The organism is Rhizobium changzhiense (assembly GCF_013087625.1).
Classification (GTDB): Bacteria; Pseudomonadota; Alphaproteobacteria; order Rhizobiales; family Rhizobiaceae; genus Rhizobium; species Rhizobium sophorae.
Genome location: NZ_JABFCQ010000004.1, coordinates 105,923 through 123,512, shown reverse-complemented (window position 1 = coordinate 123,512; position 17,590 = coordinate 105,923). Strand labels below are relative to the sequence as shown.

Below are 17,590 nucleotides of genomic sequence, written 5' to 3'. Positions count from 1 at the left end.
AATATGCACATTGTCGACCGTCGGCTAAATCCGCGCGGTAAAAGTCTGGAAAATCGGCAACGGTTTCTTCGGCGCATGAAAGGCGCCGTGCAGCAGGCGGTAAAGCGTTCTCTGCAAAACCGGAACATTCGCGATGTGCTCGACGGCGGTGAGATCAGCCTGCCGATCGATGGAATGGCCGAACCGAGCCTTCGAAGGGGCGGCGGCGGCATCGCCGATCACATCCTGCCGGGAAACAGAGCCTTCGTCGAAGGCGATATCATTCCGCGGCCGCCGGGCGGGAAAGGCGGAAAGCCAAAAGATGCAGGGGAAGGCGACGGCGAGGATGGCTTCCGTTTCGTGCTGACGCGCGAGGAATTCCTCGATGTGTTCCTCGACGACCTGGAACTGCCCGATCTTGCCAAGCGGCGTCTGGCCGAAACCGAGGAGGAAATTCCATCGCGGGCCGGCTATTCCGTGTCGGGGTCGCCGTCCAACATCGCCGTCGGCCGCACGACGAGGCTCGCGATGATGCGCCGCGTCGCGCTTCACCGTCCGCGCCGAGAAGAGATCGAAGCCCTGCAGCGGCAGATCGACGAATGCGAGGACGACGAGAGCCGCCTGGCGCTCGAGGCGAAACTCAAATCCCTGACGGAAAAAAGCCGGCGCATTCCCTATATCGATCCGCTCGACGTGCGGTATCGGCGCTTCGAAAACGAGCCGAAGCCTGTGGCGAAGGCGGTGATGTTCTGCCTGATGGACGTTTCCGGCTCCATGTCGGAGCACATGAAGGATCTGGCGAAGAGGTTCTACCTGCTGCTCTATCTTTTCCTGTCAAAGCGCTACAAGAAAGTGGAGATCGTCTTCATTCGTCACACAGACAAGGCGGAGGAGGTCGACGAGGAAACCTTCTTCTATGGTCCGGCGACGGGCGGCACGCTGGTATCCAGTGCGCTAGCGGCAATGCGCGGGATCATCGCGGCGCGTTTCGATCCGGCAGAGTGGAATATCTACGGCGCCCAGGCTTCGGACGGCGACAATGCCCATTCGGACGGAAACCTGACCGGACAGCTGCTGCGCGAGATTTTGCCGCTGTGCCAGTATTTCGCCTATATCGAGGTCGGCGAAGAAGGCGGCGACTCCTCGGTATCCCGTTCACCGCTTTGGATGCTCTATGACGGGATCCGTTCCGAGCTGCCGCTTTCGATGCGCAAGGTCTGCCGGCGAAGCGAAATATTCCCTGTTTTCCACGATCTGTTCCAGAAACGTGAAGCACAGTCGAGGGTGACGCCATGACCACGACGATGAGGCCAAGAGAGCGGCTGCTGTTCGAGGGGGCTGACTGGGATTTCGCAACGCTCCAGCGCATCCACGACGCCTGCGAGGAGATCGCGCTCGGCGAACTCGGCCTCGACGTCTACCCGAACCAGATCGAAGTCATCACCTCGGAGCAGATGCTCGATGCCTATTCCTCGACCGGCATGCCGCTCTTTTACCGCCATTGGTCCTTCGGCAAGCACTTCGCGCATCACGAAGCCTTCTACCGCCGCGGGATGCGCGATCTTGCCTACGAGATCGTCATCAACAGCTCTCCCTGCATCTCCTACCTGATGGAGGAGAACACAGCGACGATGCAGACGCTCGTCACCGCGCATGCGGCCTTCGGCCACAACCACTTCTTCAAGAACAACTATCTCTTCAAGCTCTGGACCGATGCGGAGGGCATCCTCGATTATCTCGACTTCGCTAAGGGTTACATCACCCGCTGCGAGGAGCGTTACGGCGAGACGGCCGTCGAGCGGACGCTCGATGCGGCGCATGCGCTGATGTCGCACGGCGTGCATCGATATGCGGGCAAGACCACGATCGACCTTCGCCAGGAGGAGAAGCGGCTGCAGGAGCGCCGCGCCCACGAGGAGCAGATGTTCAACGACCTGTGGCGCACGGTTCCCGTCGGCAAGGCCCGGAAGGCCGGCGACAGCGGCTTGGAAAAGCGCCGCGCCGCCCTCGGGCTCCCGCAAGACAACATCCTATACTTTCTGGAAAAGTCGGCGCCGCGGCTGCAGCCGTGGCAGCGCGAGATCCTTCGCATCGTCCGCCATGTCGCACAATATTTCCATCCCCAGCGGCAGACCAAGGTGATGAACGAGGGAACCGCCACCTTCGTCCACTACCAGATCATGAACCGGCTTCACGAACGAGGGCAGATCAGCGACGGAAACTTCCTCGAATTCCTGAAGTCGCACGCCAACGTCGTGTTCCAGCCGAGCTATGACGACCGGCGCTTCTCCGGCTTCAACCCCTATGCGCTTGGTTTTGCGATGATGCAGGATATCGAGCGGATCGTCACGAACCCGACGGATGAGGACCGCGCATGGTTTCCTGATATCGCGGGACGCGGCGATGCGATGGCCGTCCTGCGCGACATCTGGGCCAATTACCGGGACGAGAGCTTCATCAGCCAGTTTCTGAGCCCGAACCTGATCCGGCAGTTGCGGCTGTTCCATCTCTACGACGATCCGGAACAGACCGAGGGGGTGCTGGTTTCGGCGATCCACAATGAGCGCGGATACTTGCGCATCCGCCGCCAGCTCTCCCGCGAATACGATATCGGCTGGACCGATCCCGCCATCGATATCGTCGATGTCGATCTCGCCGGCGACCGCCGGCTGCTGCTGCAACATATCATGATGAATGGCTGCTATCTGCAGGAAGCCGATACGAAGCTCGTCCTGCAACATCTCGCCGATCTCTGGGGCTATGACGTTTTGCTCCAGGAAATCGACAGTTCCAGCACGGTGGCGAGAGAACACACGGCCAGCCCGCGCAAGATCGTTCAGTGATCCAGCATTTTTCTTGAGGCGCCGGGCTTAAAGGGCTAGGCGTGACTCTGGCGCCCCTCGATATGATGATTGCCGCTCATGCCGTCGCAACGGCCGCGACCCTCGTCACACGCGACGAGGCTTTTGCTCGTGTTTCGGAACCTTTGAAGATCGATGACTGGGCGAATGAAGGAAGCTGAATCGTCCACGCCGCCTCTCATGCCCGGAAAACGCGGGCCGACGATCAGCAATTATCGGTGGCAACGAACACAAAGGCTTAGTAACTTACCGCCGCTGCAATAGCCCATGATCTCAAATCGACCAATTTCAGCCTTTGCAGCGATCTTTCCTGGGGGCGGATAGCGCGGAGACGAGAGACCATGAGTGAAACGCGGCGCAAGCTGACGACGATCTTCTGTGCTGACGTGCAGGATTATACGCGGCTGATGGGGGTTGACGAGGAGGGGACGCTTGCGAGCCTGAAGCGCTGCCGGGAAGCGATGGGGCGCCTGATCGAAAGCCATGGCGGCCGCGTCATCAATACCTGGGGCGATGGGCTGATCGCCGATTTCCCGAGCGTGGTCGAGGCGGTGCGTGCGGCCGTCGATACCCAGAACGAACTCGCGGGCTTCAACGCCCGCCGCCCGGCTGACGGTCGCATGCTCTTCCGCATCGGCATCAATCTCGGCGACGTGATCGTCGAGGGCGACGACATCTATGGCGACGGCGTCAATATTGCGGCGCGGCTGCAGACGTCGGCTGCGGCCGGCGGCATTGTCATATCAAATACCGTTTACGATCAGGTCCGCAACAAGGTGGCAGTCGGCTTCGAGTTTCTCGGGCCGCTGATGGTGAAGAACGTCGATGAAGGCGTGCCGAGCTACGCGGTGAAGATCGGCGATGCCAAGGACGAGACGCCATCTGCTGAACGATCCGGCCCCGCGCGGCCGCAGCCGGCGCCGGTTATGGCGGCAGCCAAGGCCGAGACAATCCCAGCACCGGGCGGACACAGGCTGTATGGCGTGCTCGGCGTCATCGCCGCCGTCCTGATCGGTATCAATATCCTGTCGTGGCAGGGCGTCTTCTGGGCGCGTTTTCCGGTGCTCGCGCTTGCTGTCGTCGCGGCGCTCGCGTGGAACCGCGATCAGATCCTGTTCAACCGCAAGATCACCTCGCTGGCGATCCTGGCGCTTGGCCTTGCCGGCATCAACCTTTTCACCTGGACGGGGCAGTTCTGGGCGGTGTGGCCAATACTGGGGATTGCGGCCGTCATGGGCGTGCGGTGGTCGATGCGCCGATAGGCATCGAACCCGCATCTTCAGAAATCTGCCCGAAAATCGGCGGTGTCAAAGACACGGGCGAGTGTTCATTCAAGCAAAAGTGAGCGGCCGGGTTATTTCCATTCTTTGCTGATATTACAAATCGGTAATGCCGGCTGCTTATGCTTGCTGGTAAACTGTAAACGCGCGATATTGTCGCATCAGACGGGAATCTCGATCCCGCAGCGCCTCTTTCGACCGACCCTGGTCCAACCTCGAGTCCCTCCGGAGACGTGAATGGCCTTTTGGAAGCAGTTTGTACTTTCGCTCATCGTCATTATTGCCGGCTTTGCCGCGTGGGTTTTCTTCGCGCCTGCCGCTGGCGATACGATGCGCGACGCAGGCATTCCAGACAGCATCGTTTCCAAGATCGCGCCGAAGGCCGAGGAGACGACCGATGCTCCGGCCCGGGCGCAAGGGCAGCAGCGGGGTGAGGGGCAGGCACAGGGGGGGCGCCGCAACGGCGGCGGGCGCAACAACACCATTCTCGTCGCAACGCAGGCGGTCGTCCAGGGTATCGTCAATGACCGGCTGAACGCCATCGGCACGGGTGACGCGATCCGTTCGGTCGCGGTCACGCCCCAGGCATCGGGCACGATCCGCGAAATCCTCATCAGGTCGGGCGACAGGGTGAAGGCCGGCCAGGTGCTGGCCAAGCTCGACAGCGAGGAGCAGGTGATCGCCCGCGGTCAAGCTGATGTGGCGGTCAAGGCCGCCGTCGAGAAGTCCAATCTCTATCACAACATCAAGTCCAGCGTGTCGCGCATGGACGTCTTCGATTCGGAGATCGCCGAGCAGGGCGCGCGGCTGCAGCTGCAGGCGGCCGAACTCAATCTCGCCCGGCGCAACATCACCGCACCGATCGACGGCATCGTCGGCATCGTGCCGGTCAATATCGGCGACAACGTCACGACGAGCATCCCGATCGTCACGCTCGACGACCGTTCGGAAATCCTGGTCGACTTTTGGGTACCGGAGCGCTTTGCCAACACCGTTGAGGTCGGCCAGCCGGTCGAGGCGATGTCGGTCGCAAGGCCCGGGCAAGTGTTCTCGGGGGTGATTGAGGCGGTCGACAATCGTATTGATGCGGCGAGCCGTACGTTGCGCCTGCGCGCCAAGATCGACAACTCTTCGGACGAGTTGCGTGCGGGCATGTCCTTCAGCGTCAGTATGAAATTCCCCGGAGACAAATATCCGGCGGTCGATCCACAGTCCGTACAGTGGGATTCGCAAGGGTCCTTCGTCTGGCAGGTGACGAACGATAAGTCGCACAAGGTGCGGGTGAGCGTCGTGCAGCGCAATCCCGACTTCATTCTCGTCAAGGCCGACCTCAAGGACGGCGACAACATCGTGACGCAGGGCCTCCAGCGCGTGCGTGAGGGTGGGGCGGTGCGCGTAAGCGGCGATGTCGCCGCGACTGCGGAGGTCGCCACCCAATGAACGTGACCGAGATTCATCAGGACAGGGCGTCGGGCAAGCAGAGCTTCACCGCACTTTTCGTTCGCCGGCCGATCCTGGCGCTGGTGTTCAATACGCTGATGGTCGTTGCCGGCCTTGCCGCCTATGTCGGCGTCGAGGTACGCGAACTGCCCGATGTCGACCGTCCCGTCGTCACCGTGCGCACCACATTCGATGGTGCATCGCCGCAGACGATCGACCAGGAACTGACCAAGGTGATCGAGGGGGCAGTCGCGCGCGTCAGTGGCCTGAAATCGATTTCGTCGACCTCATCCTTCGGCCAGAGCCGGGTGACGCTGGAATTCTCGGATGTGATCGATCTCTCGGTCGCTGCCAACGACGTGCGCGACGCGATCGGCCGCATTACCCAGAACCTGCCCGACGAAGCGGATGCGCCGCAGATCGTCAAGGCGGATTCGGATTCCTCGGCGATCATGCGCCTTGCCGTCACCTCCACCAATCTCAACATGGACGACCTGACCCAGCTCGTCGAAAACGAGGTGATCGATCGCCTCGCTTCCGTCGACGGGGTTGCCGACGTCGAGGAATATGGCGACCAGGAGAAGGTGTTCCGCGTCGATGTCGACCAAGGGGCGCTTGCCAGCCGCGGGCTGACCATCGGCGACCTGACGAAGGCGCTCGACAATGCCGCACTCGACGTGCCGGCTGGCTCGCTGAAGAGCAATACGCAGGATATCGTGGTGCGGGCCACCGCCAACCTGCAGACCCCGGCGGATTTTTCCAACGTCATCCTGCAGGATCGCGTCAGGCTCGGCGACGTCGCGACGGTGATGCTTGGGCCACGCGACGGCGAAACGGCGCTGCGCTCCAACGGTAAGCCGGGTATCGGCCTCGGCATCATCCGCCAGGCGCAGTCGAATACGTTGAACATCTCGACCGGCATCAAGGTGGCCGTCGACCAATTGTCGCAGACGCTGCCCGAGGGCACGACGATTGCCATCACCAGCGACGACGCCGTCTTCATCCAGGGCGCGATCCACGAAGTGGTGCTGGCGCTGGTGCTCGCCGCTGTCATCGTCACCGCCGTGATCTACCTCTTCCTGCGCGACTGGCGGGCGACGCTGATCCCGGCGGTCAGCATGCCGGTGGCGCTGATCGGCACGCTGGCGGCGATCTACATGGTCGGCTTCTCGATCAACATCCTGACGCTGCTCGCGATCGTGCTGGCGACGGGCCTCGTTGTCGACGATGCGATCGTGGTGCTCGAAAATATCGTACGCCGGCGCTCCGAGGGCATGGGTCCGCGCGCTGCTGCCGTGCTCGGAACGCGCGAGGTGTTCTTCGCCGTCATTGCTACGACGGCGACACTGGCGGCGGTGTTCATTCCGCTCTCCTTTCTGCCGGGACAGGTCGGTGGCCTCTTCCGCGAATTCGGCTTCGTGCTCGCCTTCTCGGTCGGGCTGTCGTCGATCGTGGCGCTGACGCTGTGTCCGATGCTCGCCTCGCGCATGCTGACCAAGCCGATGCTCGAAGATCACGGCATGCTCGGCCGCTTCGGCGGGGCGCTCGCCGATCTCTACAAATGGGCGCTGCGCGGCTGTCTCAATGCGCCTTTCGTCGTCATCCTGTTCTCGGTGATCTTTGCCGGTGCGGCACTCGTTGCTTTCTCGACGGTGAAGAGCGAGCTGACGCCCGAAGAGGACCGGTCGATGGTGATGATGCGGCTGACGACGCCGCAGGGATCGAGCCTCGAATATACCCGCGACAAGATGCAGCTCGTCGAGGAATATCTGCAGCCGCTGGTCGACAGCGGCGACATCCGCAATATCTTCTCGATCTCCGGCCAGGGCGGTTCGCTGAACAGCGGCTTCATGGTGCTGACGCTCGCCCCTTGGGGAGAGCGTGACAGGACGCAGACGGAGATCGTCGGCGATATCAACCAGGCAGCCTCCAGGGTGCCGGCCCTGCGCGGCAATGCCATTTCATCGAACAGCCTTCGTATCCGCGGCGCCGGCAGTGGTCTGCAGATGGCGCTGATCGGCAATGATCACGAGGCGCTGACGGCGGCCGCCGCCAAGCTGGTTCAGTCGCTTGAGGCCACCGGCCAGTACGATACGCCGCGCCTGACCAACGAGCCGAGCCAGGCGCAGGTATCGGTGGCGATCGATCGCGAGCGCGCCTCGGATCTCGGCATCGACATAACCGGGCTTTCGACGGCAATCCAATCACTGCTCGAAGGGCGATCGGTGGTCGACGTCTTCGTCGACGGCGAATCCTATCCCGTGCTTCTGACCTCGACGACGCGGCCGATCGACGATCCGACCGACCTTGAGAACGTGTTCCTGAAAACCGGCGACGGCAAGATCGTGCCGATGTCGGTTATCGCCACGATGAAGGAAGGTTCGGTCGCGCCGCAGCTGAACCGCGAGCAGCAGCTCGCCTCCGTCGCGATCACCGCCGGCCTCAGGAACGGCATGTCGCTCGGCGATGCCGTCAGCCAAGTGACTGCGCTCGCCGAGCCGCTGTTGCCGCCGGGCTCCCGCCTGTTGCCGCTCGCCGAGGCTGCGACGCTCGAAGAGAATTCGAGCGGCATGGCGCTGACCTTCGGCTTTGCCATCGTCATCATCTTCCTGGTGCTAGCCGCCCAGTTCGAAAGCGTGCTGTCCTCGCTGATCATCATGTCGACGGTGCCGCTTGGTCTTGCCTGCGCCGTCTTCGCACTTGTTATCACCGGCTCCAGTCTCAACATCTACAGCCAGATCGGCCTGGTGCTGCTCGTCGGCGTCATGGCGAAGAACGGTATCCTGATCGTCGAATTCGCCAATCAGCTGCGCGACCGGGGCGAGGATGTGCGGTCCTCGATCGAGAAGGCCTGCGCGCTGCGACTTCGCCCTGTCATGATGACGATGATCGCCACCATTCTCGGCGGCGTGCCGCTGGTCTTTGCCCATGGCGCCGGTGCCGAAGCACGTGTTGCGCTCGGCTGGGTGATCGTCGGCGGTCTCGGTTTCGCGACGCTGGTGACGCTGTTCATCACGCCGGTCGCCTACCTACTGCTTGCCCGCTTCGCCAAGCCGCACGCCCACGAGGAAGCGCGACTGCACGAAGAGATGTCGATTGCCACACGGCCGCGCGCCGCACCCGACGACGAGCAGCTGCAGGCCGCCGAATAGGATTTTCATCCAATTTGAAAACGCCGCCGGATCTCCTCCTGCGGCGTTTCTTATGGTGTATGAAACCTTGCGAAATAAGATAAATTACTTCTGAAGTTTAGTCGTTTGTTAAGCATAAACGGCAATGCTTGTTACCAGTAACCGACTGGTCTTCTTCGTTTCTTGAAGGCTGCGATGCGCTGGAGTTTCAGCGACCCCGGACATGAATGTCCGTGCGGCATGGTTCATTTTTAGTTCAGTTTGCGTGTGTTGTGTTTTGGAGTTTAGTCCCGTGAGTATTTATCAGCGCGTCTCCGTGGATGCGGCGCTTTATGTGCTGCGCGACATCAATCGGAATATGACGGTCACGCAGAACCACATCACGACGGGTATGCGTGTCGCAAAAGCCAGCGACAACGCCGTCTACTGGTCGATCGCCACCACCGCGCGGACCGACAATAAAGCGGTTTCGGCCATCCAGGATGCGCTCGGCATGGCCGCAGCGACGATGGGAACGGCCTATACCGGCGTTCAGAGCGTCATCGACGTCGTCTCCGAAATCAAGGCCAAGCTGGTCGCCGCCACCGAAGACGGCATCGACAAGAACAAGATCAACGAAGAGATCAAGCAGTTGCAGGAGCAGCTGCGCAGCGTTTCGGAATCGGCGACCTTCAACAGCGACAACTGGGTGGTCCTCACCAACGATGCGACGCCGACGCAGCCGCGCCAGATCCCGGCCTCGTTCATCCGCAACGCCGACGGCACGATCTCGATCGGCATGCTGAGCTACCATATCGACAATACGCCGGTCGGGGCGACGACCTCCAAGGACGCGCGCTACCTGATCGACGACCGGGCCACCGGTTCCGGCGAATACGGGGTGCTGACATCGGCCTATTTCGCCACCGAACTTGGTGCTGCGCAGAACTACGTGCTGATGACGAGCAAGAACGGCACCACCACCGGGCAGGTGGTGATCTCGGTGACATCAAGCACGACGCAGGGCCAGATCGGCCAGATGATCAGCGTCGTCGATGCAGCACTTTCGCAGCTGACGACGGTCGGTTCGGCCTTCGGCGCGCTGGAAAAGCGCATCAACCTGCAGAACGACTTCGCCACGAAACTGCACGACAACATCACCGCCGGCATCGGCCGGCTTGTCGATGCCGACATGGAGGAGGAGTCAAGCAGGCTGCGGGCGCTGCAGACGCAGCAGCAGCTCGGCCTGCAATCGCTGAACATCGCCAACGCCACCTACGACACCGTGCGGCAGCTGTTCCAGAATTTTTAACGATGCGGGTCATCCAGACACTCGCCCTCGTGGTTCGAGACGGCCCTTGGGCCTCCTCACCATAAGGGCTGATCGTCGTAGCCTGCGGCATCTTGCGGGACGTCGAGCGCTGCCAATTTGCGAAAACTGGTGATATCAGCGCATCGCTGCAACATGGCTGCTGTTTCGGCGTCTGAAATTCCCCTATCAAGGGAAAATCTTCATTTTCTTGCCGCAATCCTTGCCATTTGCTCGCATCAGCTTTGAACGGAGACCGTCCTGTCCATGATCAAGAAATTCATACTTCTGGCTGTCGCAGCAAGTTATCTCAGCGCCTGCACGACGACCGATCCCTATACCGGTGAACAGAAGGTTTCCAATACGGCCGGCGGCGCGGCGCTCGGTGCGCTGGGCGGTGCTCTCGTCGGCGTGGCTGTCGGCGGCGGTGGCCACGGCAAGCGTAATGCGGCGTTGATCGGCGCAGGCGTCGGAGCTCTCGCCGGCGGCGCGATCGGCAATTACATGGACCAGCAGGAATCCGAGCTTCGCGCCCAGCTCGAAGGCACCGGCATTTCGGTGACCCGCAACGGAGACAACATCATCCTCAACATGCCGTCGAACATCACCTTTGACGTTGATCAGGACGCGGTGAAGCCGGGCTTCTATCCGACGCTGAATTCGGTGGCGATCGTGTTGCGCAAGTTCAACCGCACGCTGATCGACGTCAACGGCCATACGGATTCAACCGGCAGCCTGCAGCACAATCAGGACCTGTCACAGCGCCGCGCACTTTCGGTTGCCGATTATCTCGGCGGCCAGGGCATCGACCAGCGCCGCGTCTCCGCCGTCGGTTTCGGCCCGTCGCAGCCCGTCGCTTCCAATGCGAGCGAGGCCGGCCGCGCGCAGAACCGCCGCGTCGAGATCCAGATCGCGCCGATCACGCAGGGCTGAACCAAATTTTCTGCCTGTGAAACGGCCGGGCTTAGCCCGGCCGTTTCTGTTAGTGTTGCATCGTTGCGCCCTTGGTGATCTTGTCGACGATCTTCTTTTCGGCGCGCAGGGCGATGCCGACCACCTTGGCGTCTTCGGGCGCAAATTCTGCGAAGACGGCGCGGTTCGCCGCGTCGTGGCCGGTCGCAAACATCTCCTCGATGAACAGCGAGCTGGTGATATCGCGCTCCAGCGCGCGGCGGTGAACGGCTGATATGGTCGCCTCGTCGGCGGAGAGCACGATGATCGGCTGGATCGATAGCGGATTGTAGAGATTGCCGGCGCGGTCCCTGTAGGCTTCGCCGATGATCTCGGGATGCCGGCCGGCGATGCCTGTCATCAGGAAGGCGGTGACGTTCAGCTTCTGCCAGCCGGCAAGATTGTTTCGCAGGACGACGGCAATTTTGGTATCAAACATCGGACGGTCTTTCACCTATCTACGGGTTATGGAGTATCGGACGCGTTGAACCAGGACTTACATCCGCAGGTCTTCGAAGGTCTTGAACGTTTGTGCGCGGGACCATCCGGCAACGCCATCCTGGCTGCGCCAGCCTTTCCCGGCATCGAGCGCATCGAGGCGCAGTTCTCAGGCAATGCTTTCGAGCCGCATCGGCACGACACCTATGCGCTCGGCGTGACTCTGAAGGGGGTTCAGACCTTCCGCTATCGTGGCGAGCGGCGCTTCAGCCTGCCGGGGCAGGTGATCGTGCTACATCCCGACGAAGAGCATGACGGCGGGGCGGGGACGGAGGATGGGCTGCAATACCGCATGCTCTATCTGGAGCCATCGCTGCTTCTCGAATGCCTGAAGGCGGATGGCGTCGGCCTGCCTTTTGTCGATGAACCCGTTATCGGCGATCCGGCGCTGGCGGGCGTGCTGCTGGCGGCTCTCGGCGAACTCGACCGCGAACTGGACGCGCTTTTCGTCGACGATTTCGTATCGCGGGTGGTGGGCGGGCTGACACGGCATGCGCGCCTGCCGCCGCGGCCGCTGGGCCTTATCGCCTGGCGGCAGGCGCGGACGGCACGGGATTATCTTGAGGCGCATGCGACCCGGGCAGTGAATTCCGGCGAGCTTGAGGCGGTGACGGGTCTCGACCGTTTTGCGCTGTCGCGGCATTTCCGGGCAGCCTTCGCCACCAGCCCGCATCGCTACCTCCTGATGCGTCGGCTGCAGCGAGCCCGGGCGATGATCGGCGCGGGCGAGGGGATTTCCGATGTGGCGGCGGCGACCGGCTTTGCCGACCAGAGCCATCTCAACCGCCATTTCAAGAAGGCCTATGGCATGACGCCCGGCCAATGGGTAGCACTCGCGCACAATCTCAAGCAGGGCACTAGAGCAATTCCAGGAAAAGTGTGAAGCGGTTTTCCGTTCGGAATTGCGTAAAAACAAAAACTTAGAGCGGTTCTGCGTTTCCATGAAAAGCTGAACCGCTCTAGACAGGATTTTCCGCAAGGCCGGAACGGCGCGCGATGAAACGGGCAAGCATCGGGCCGATCATCAGGATCACGAGAAAACGGCCGGTCTGCATTGCCATGACGAATGGCACGTCGACATCACTGGAGGCGGCGATGATGGCGACGGAATCGGCGCCACCGGGGCTGGTGGCGAGATAGGCGGTCAGCGGGTCTATGCCGGCGAAGATGTGAAGCGCCACCGCCATGCAGCCACAGAGCGCCATCAGCAGCACGATGCAGGCCGATACCCTCGGCAGGGCGCGCGCCACGTGCTTGAGGATCGAGCGGGTGAAACGCAGGCCGATGCTCCAGCCGACCAGGGCATAGGCGATGGCGAGCAGCCACATCGGTAACTCAATTTTCAGGAGGCCCATGCCCTGCAGCAAGGCGCCGAGAAAGAGCGGCACGATGATCGTGCCGCCTTGGAGGCGCAGGCGCCGGACGCCATAAGCACAAAAGGCGGCAAAAGCCATCGTTGCTGCAAAGGCTGGCCAGTCGATCTCGGGAAAGAGGACGAGCGGCGGCGGCTCGGCGCCATCGGCTGCCACCCACAGGCGCGAGATCACAGACGCGCCGACAGCGACGAAGACGACGCGCAGATACTGCATGAAGGCGACGAGACGGGCATCGGCGCCATAGGCTTCCGACATGATGACCATGGCGGAGGCGCCGCCCGGCGAGGAACCCCAGACCGCGGTTGTCCCAGGCAGCACCTGCCAGCGCGTCAAAAGCCAGCCGAGGCCGGTGGCGATGGCGATGACCGAGAAGATGAACAGCAGGAAGAGCGGTGCGTCCTTCGCCATGGTGCCGAGAATGTCAGGGGTGATGGTGCGCGCCATCATCAGGCCGACCAGAACCTGGCCGAATTGCAGCGGCCAGAAGGGCACGCGAAGCTTTCCCCTGCCAACGGTCAGCGCCAGCGCAATTGCCGCGACCATCGGTCCGATCAGCAGCGAGGCCGGCAGGGCGAAGAGTTCGAGGAAGATGACGAGAGCGGTCGAAAGTGCCAGCAGCAGCGCCCATTTCGGCAGGCCGGCATCCCGCAGCAGGCGGCTCGCGTCGCTGAATGACATGATCCCCGTATCTTTCCTGGCCGGCGCCAAGCCTTGAGGCTGAAGTTGGGAGGGGGCTCCGGCATGACGAAAAAAGGCCGGCTACGAGAGCCGGCTGGCGCGGGTCCGATATAGGCGGGGGAAAGACGAGCGGTCAATTGCGAAATCTGGCGTCTCGGCGCCTTAGGTGCGAATTTGATTCATGCGGCCGCTCTAAGCCATTGTTTTTATCCATCTCACCTCCGAAGCCGCTGCACGGTTTAGGCGAGGTACCGTCAGAAACGTACATGGCTGGCGAGAAAATCAAGCAGGGCGCGTACACGCGCCGGCAGATGGCCGCCCTGGCCCATATAGAGGGCGTAGAACTCCTCGATATCGCCGGGATTGGCCTCTTCGAGCACCGGCACCAGGCGGCCGGCATCGATATCGGCGCGCACGGTGAAGGCGGCGAGCCGGGCAAGGCCGGCACCTGACAAAGCGAGGTGGCGCATGGCTTCGCCGTCTCCCACCTGCAGGCCCGGGGTGATCGGGATCGTTACCGTTTCGCCACCTTCGCGCAGCGGCCAGCCCTCGATGGCGCGGGCGTAGGAAAAGCCGATGCGGCAATGGCGGCTAAGATCGGCGATCGTGCGTGGTTTGCCATGACGCGAGAGATAATCCGGCGATGCGACGATGATCTTGCCAGTGGCGCCGAGCTTGCGGGCGATCAGGCTGGAATTCTTCAAGGGGCCGGCGCGGATTGCGACATCGGCGCGCTCCTCCATCAGATCGACTATTCTGTCGGTATGGGAAATATCCAGCGTTATGGCCGGATGAAGCGCCATAAAGGCCGGCACGAGCGGCGCCAGCACATGGTTGCCGAAAGAACCGCTGGTGTTGATGCGGATGCGGCCTGAAGCCTGTTCGCCTGTCGATGCCTGACGTTCAGCCTCGGCGATATCGGCAAGGATGATGATGCAGCGCTCGTAGAAAGCACAGCCTTCCGGCGTCAATTGCAGCCTGCGGGTGGAGCGGTTGACGAGGCGGGCGCCGAGGCGTGTCTCCAGCCGGGCGACGAGTTTGCTGACAGCCGACGGCGTCATGCGCCGGGCCGTGGCCGCCGCAGAAAAGCCGCCGCGCTCGACGACGCTGACGAAGACTTCCATTTCGCCGGAGCGGTTGATGTCCTGACGGCTCATGATGAATTCAAGTCACAGATGATTTGCTGATAGGCAATCTATATCATCGAATGCTCGAGGTCTATCTCATAGGAAATACAGGAGACAGATCCATGGACTATAGAAATCTCGGAGCCTCCGGCCTCAGAGTGCCGGTCTTGAGCTTCGGCGCGGGCACATTCGGCGGCAGCGGGCCGCTGTTCGGCGCCTGGGGCAATACCGATGCCGAGGAAGCGCGGCGGCTCGTCGACATCTGCCTCGAAGCCGGCGTCAATCTCTTTGACACGGCCGACGTCTATTCGGCCGGCGCGTCCGAGCAGGTGCTCGGCCAGGCGATCCGCGGCCGGCGCGACGCTGTGCTGATCTCAACGAAGACGGCGCTGCCGATGGGCGAGGGGCCGCAGGATTGGGGAACGTCGCGGGCGCGGTTGATCCGCGCGACCGAGGATGCGCTGCGCCGGCTCGGGACCGACTATATCGACCTCTTGCAGCTTCACGCCTTCGATGCCTCGACGCCGGTCGAGGAGGTGCTCTCGACGCTCGACGGGCTCGTCGCGGCAGGCAAGATCCGCTATATCGGCGTTTCCAATTTTGCCGGCTGGGAACTGATGAAGTCGATCGCCGCCGCCGAGCGCTACGGCTATCCACCTTATGTCGCTCATCAGGTCTATTATTCGCTGGCAGGGCGCGATTACGAATGGGAGCTGATGCCGCTCGGCGCCGACCAGGGTGTCGGAGCCCTCGTCTGGAGCCCGCTCGCCTGGGGGCGGTTGACCGGCAAGATCCGCCGCGGCCAGCCGCTGCCTGAGGCAAGCCGGCTGCACGAGACGGCGCAATACGGCCCGCCGGTCGACGACGAGAAGCTGTTCGACATCGTCGAGGTCCTAGACACCATTGCAGGGGAGACCGGCCGGACGGTGCCGCAGATCGCCATCAACTGGCTGCTTGGCCGGCCGACAGTATCGAGCGTCATCATCGGCGCCCGCAACGAGGAGCAGCTCAGGCAGAACCTCGGCGCGGTCGGCTGGAACCTCTCGAGAGAGCAGATCGAAAGGCTCGACGCGATCAGCACTGTCACGGCGCCCTATCCCTATTTTCCCTATCGCAGGCAGGAGGGTTTTGCGCGGCTCAATCCGCCGATTGTCTGAGGTGCAAGGCGGCGACCTTGGCTATAGCAACCGCCTATAACAAAAGGGGAATGAAATCTTCTGCCAATCTTAACTGGACAGCCGCTGTGACTTGCCGCATACCCAGCCTGCTGCATAATTCCTTAAATCGGAATCGATTTAAGGAGGAAATTATGTAGCAATTCTAGAGTCCTACAGCGTCCTTTGCGCGGCTGAAAAGACGCGCGGCGCTGTAGCCTGCGGGACACGATATGGTTTCTGCGGAATGGCAGGGAGATCAAAGGGATGGCGCTGAAGGACGCGAAGGCGGGCACACGCAACGAGGCGGGAATTGCCGCGGTGCTCGGCATTCTCAAACAGAGCTTCGGCGAGCGTTTCCAGACCGGCCAGTCCTTCCGCGAACAGCATGCCCATACGACCACCTATATCCCGCCGCAACTGCCCGACGGGGTGCTTTTTGCTGAGAGCACCGAGGATGTGAAGGCGGCGGTCAGAGCCTGTGCGACCCACAAGGTGCCGGTGATCGGTTTCGGTGTCGGTACCTCGCTGGAGGGTCAGGTGAACGCCGCCAATGGCGGCATTTCGATCGATTTCAGCCGCATGAACCGGGTGCTTGAGGTCAACCCCGAAGATCTCGATTGCACCGTCGAACCGGGTGTGACACGCGAGGCGCTGAACATCCACCTGCGCGATACCGGCCTGTTCTTCCCGATCGATCCCGGCGCCAACGCCTCGATCGGCGGCATGGCCTCGACGCGGGCCTCCGGCACCAATGCCGTGCGCTATGGAACGATGAAGGACAATGTGCTTGCCGTCACCGCCGTCACTGCCAATGGCGAGGAGATCCGCACGGCCCGGCGCGCCCGTAAATCCTCGGCGGGCTACGATCTGACGCGGCTCTTCGTCGGCGCCGAGGGCACGCTTGGCATTCTGACCTCGGTGACGCTGCGCCTGCAGGCGATCCCGCAGAAGATCGCCGGAGGGGCCTGTGCCTTTCCGAGCATCAAGGCCGCCTGCGATGCCGTCATCATGACGATCCAGATGGGCATTCCGGTGGCGCGCATCGAGCTGCTCGACACGGTGCAGATGCGGGCCTGCAACGCCTATTCAAAGCTTTCTTATGCCGAAAGCCCGACGCTGTTCCTCGAATTCCACGGCACCGACGAGACCGTGCCGCTGCAATCGGCAGCCTTTGCCGAGATCGCCGCCGAGTGCGGCGGCGGCGAATTCCTATGGACCGCCAATGCCGAGGAGCGGACGAAGCTCTGGAAGGCGCGCCACGACGCCTATTGGGCTGCAAGGGCGCTAGCGCCCGGGCTTGCCGCACTTTCGACCGATGTTTGTGTTCCGATATCGAGGCTCGCAGATTGTGTTTCCGAAACGCAGGCGGATATCGAGGAGCACGGGCTGTTGGGTCCGATCGTCGGCCATGCCGGCGACGGGAACTTCCATGTGCTGCTGTTGTTCGACGACAGAAGTGCCGAAGATATCGCCAGGGCTGAGAGCTTCGTGCAGCGACTCAACCAGCGGGCGCTCGACCTGGACGGGACATGCACCGGTGAACACGGGATCGGGCAAGGCAAGATGGCGTTTTTGGAACAGGAACTCGGCGGCGCGGTGGATCTGATGCGACAGGTGAAACAGGCGCTCGATCCGGACGATATCTTCAATCCCGGCAAGATTTTCCACCATGGCTAAAAACGGAACATTCTCATGAACTTGGGCCTTGCCCCCTGCATGAATAGCGCTAGAACAAGATGATGTTAGGCCGGCTCGCCCCGAAATCTGAAACCTGTTCTCAATTAAAGAGTTAGAGCATGATGTCGTCCGAAAACCGCTCACACT

Annotated in this window: 13 protein-coding genes and 1 pseudogene; 11 read left to right on the top strand and 3 right to left on the bottom strand. The window is 62.0% G+C overall.

The window, feature by feature from the left end:
• The first annotated feature begins 3 nt into the window (after positions 1-3).
• From G9X68_RS20760 to G9X68_RS20725, 8 genes and pseudogenes are all read left to right on the top strand, one after another.
• Positions 4-1,275, top strand: a complete 1,272-nt coding sequence (locus G9X68_RS20760; protein ID WP_171604041.1) for a YeaH/YhbH family protein — start codon at positions 4-6, stop codon at positions 1,273-1,275.
• Complete coding sequence (locus tag G9X68_RS20755; RefSeq protein ID WP_171604040.1) at positions 1,272-2,822, top strand: SpoVR family protein; 1,551 nt, start codon at positions 1,272-1,274, stop codon at positions 2,820-2,822. Before G9X68_RS20760 ends, G9X68_RS20755 begins: the two co-directional genes overlap by 4 nt.
• A 35-nt stretch (positions 2,823-2,857) precedes the next feature.
• Positions 2,858-3,001, top strand: a pseudogene (locus G9X68_RS20750) (PIN domain-containing protein); the annotation flags it as partial.
• Positions 3,002-3,181: 180 nt separating this feature from the next.
• Positions 3,182-4,102: an adenylate/guanylate cyclase domain-containing protein gene (locus G9X68_RS20745; RefSeq protein WP_171604039.1), complete on the top strand. Its 921-nt coding sequence runs from the start codon at positions 3,182-3,184 to the stop codon at positions 4,100-4,102.
• A gap of 255 nt (positions 4,103-4,357) precedes the next feature.
• Entirely contained in the window at positions 4,358-5,560 is a 1,203-nt protein-coding gene (locus tag G9X68_RS20740; RefSeq protein ID WP_171604038.1) for an efflux RND transporter periplasmic adaptor subunit, read from the top strand.
• Positions 5,557-8,712 (top strand): efflux RND transporter permease subunit, encoded by a 3,156-nt coding sequence (locus G9X68_RS20735; RefSeq protein ID WP_171604037.1) that lies wholly within the window; start codon positions 5,557-5,559, stop codon positions 8,710-8,712. Before G9X68_RS20740 ends, G9X68_RS20735 begins: the two co-directional genes overlap by 4 nt.
• A gap of 271 nt (positions 8,713-8,983) precedes the next feature.
• Entirely contained in the window at positions 8,984-9,982 is a 999-nt protein-coding gene (locus G9X68_RS20730) for a flagellin N-terminal helical domain-containing protein (RefSeq protein WP_171604036.1), read from the top strand.
• 264 nt (positions 9,983-10,246) lie between these two features.
• Positions 10,247-10,912, top strand: coding sequence for a YiaD family glycine zipper/OmpA-like lipoprotein (locus G9X68_RS20725; protein WP_129419950.1), 666 nt, complete (start codon positions 10,247-10,249; stop codon positions 10,910-10,912).
• Between the two features lie 49 nt (positions 10,913-10,961).
• On the opposite strand, the gene G9X68_RS20720 is transcribed toward G9X68_RS20725, so the two are convergent.
• Positions 10,962-11,369, bottom strand: a complete 408-nt coding sequence (locus tag G9X68_RS20720) for a DUF2000 family protein (RefSeq protein ID WP_003560946.1) — start codon at positions 11,367-11,369, stop codon at positions 10,962-10,964.
• A gap of 45 nt (positions 11,370-11,414) precedes the next feature.
• Here G9X68_RS20720 and G9X68_RS20715 point away from each other — a divergent pair, with 45 nt between their 5' ends.
• Positions 11,415-12,311, top strand: coding sequence for an AraC family transcriptional regulator (locus G9X68_RS20715; protein ID WP_171604035.1), 897 nt, complete (start codon positions 11,415-11,417; stop codon positions 12,309-12,311).
• Between the two features lie 76 nt (positions 12,312-12,387).
• On the opposite strand, the gene G9X68_RS20710 is transcribed toward G9X68_RS20715, so the two are convergent.
• On the bottom strand, positions 12,388-13,482 hold the full coding sequence (locus G9X68_RS20710) for an AbrB family transcriptional regulator (protein WP_171604034.1): 1,095 nt from the start codon (positions 13,480-13,482) through the stop codon (positions 12,388-12,390).
• 254 nt (positions 13,483-13,736) lie between these two features.
• Positions 13,737-14,639: a LysR family transcriptional regulator gene (locus G9X68_RS20705; RefSeq protein ID WP_171604033.1), complete on the bottom strand. Its 903-nt coding sequence runs from the start codon at positions 14,637-14,639 to the stop codon at positions 13,737-13,739.
• Between the two features lie 92 nt (positions 14,640-14,731).
• Here G9X68_RS20705 and G9X68_RS20700 point away from each other — a divergent pair, with 92 nt between their 5' ends.
• Positions 14,732-15,766, top strand: coding sequence for an aldo/keto reductase (locus G9X68_RS20700; protein ID WP_171604032.1), 1,035 nt, complete (start codon positions 14,732-14,734; stop codon positions 15,764-15,766).
• 264 nt (positions 15,767-16,030) lie between these two features.
• A complete protein-coding gene (locus tag G9X68_RS20695) occupies positions 16,031-17,443 on the top strand; it encodes an FAD-binding oxidoreductase (RefSeq protein ID WP_171604031.1) in 1,413 nt (470 codons plus the stop codon).
• Positions 17,444-17,590: the final 147 nt, after the last annotated feature.

Coding starts and splice junctions, on each gene's coding strand:
- G9X68_RS20745 (WP_171604039.1), top strand. CDS start 3,182: ATGAGTGAAACGCGGCGCAAGCTGACGACGATCTTCTGTGCTGACGTG.
- G9X68_RS20695 (WP_171604031.1), top strand. CDS start 16,031: ATGGCGCTGAAGGACGCGAAGGCGGGCACACGCAACGAGGCGGGAATT.
- G9X68_RS20710 (WP_171604034.1), bottom strand. CDS start 13,482: ATGTCATTCAGCGACGCGAGCCGCCTGCTGCGGGATGCCGGCCTGCCG.
- G9X68_RS20705 (WP_171604033.1), bottom strand. CDS start 14,639: ATGAGCCGTCAGGACATCAACCGCTCCGGCGAAATGGAAGTCTTCGTC.
- G9X68_RS20735 (WP_171604037.1), top strand. CDS start 5,557: ATGAACGTGACCGAGATTCATCAGGACAGGGCGTCGGGCAAGCAGAGC.
- G9X68_RS20760 (WP_171604041.1), top strand. CDS start 4: ATGCACATTGTCGACCGTCGGCTAAATCCGCGCGGTAAAAGTCTGGAA.
- G9X68_RS20725 (WP_129419950.1), top strand. CDS start 10,247: ATGATCAAGAAATTCATACTTCTGGCTGTCGCAGCAAGTTATCTCAGC.
- G9X68_RS20720 (WP_003560946.1), bottom strand. CDS start 11,369: ATGTTTGATACCAAAATTGCCGTCGTCCTGCGAAACAATCTTGCCGGC.
- G9X68_RS20755 (WP_171604040.1), top strand. CDS start 1,272: ATGACCACGACGATGAGGCCAAGAGAGCGGCTGCTGTTCGAGGGGGCT.
- G9X68_RS20740 (WP_171604038.1), top strand. CDS start 4,358: ATGGCCTTTTGGAAGCAGTTTGTACTTTCGCTCATCGTCATTATTGCC.
- G9X68_RS20700 (WP_171604032.1), top strand. CDS start 14,732: ATGGACTATAGAAATCTCGGAGCCTCCGGCCTCAGAGTGCCGGTCTTG.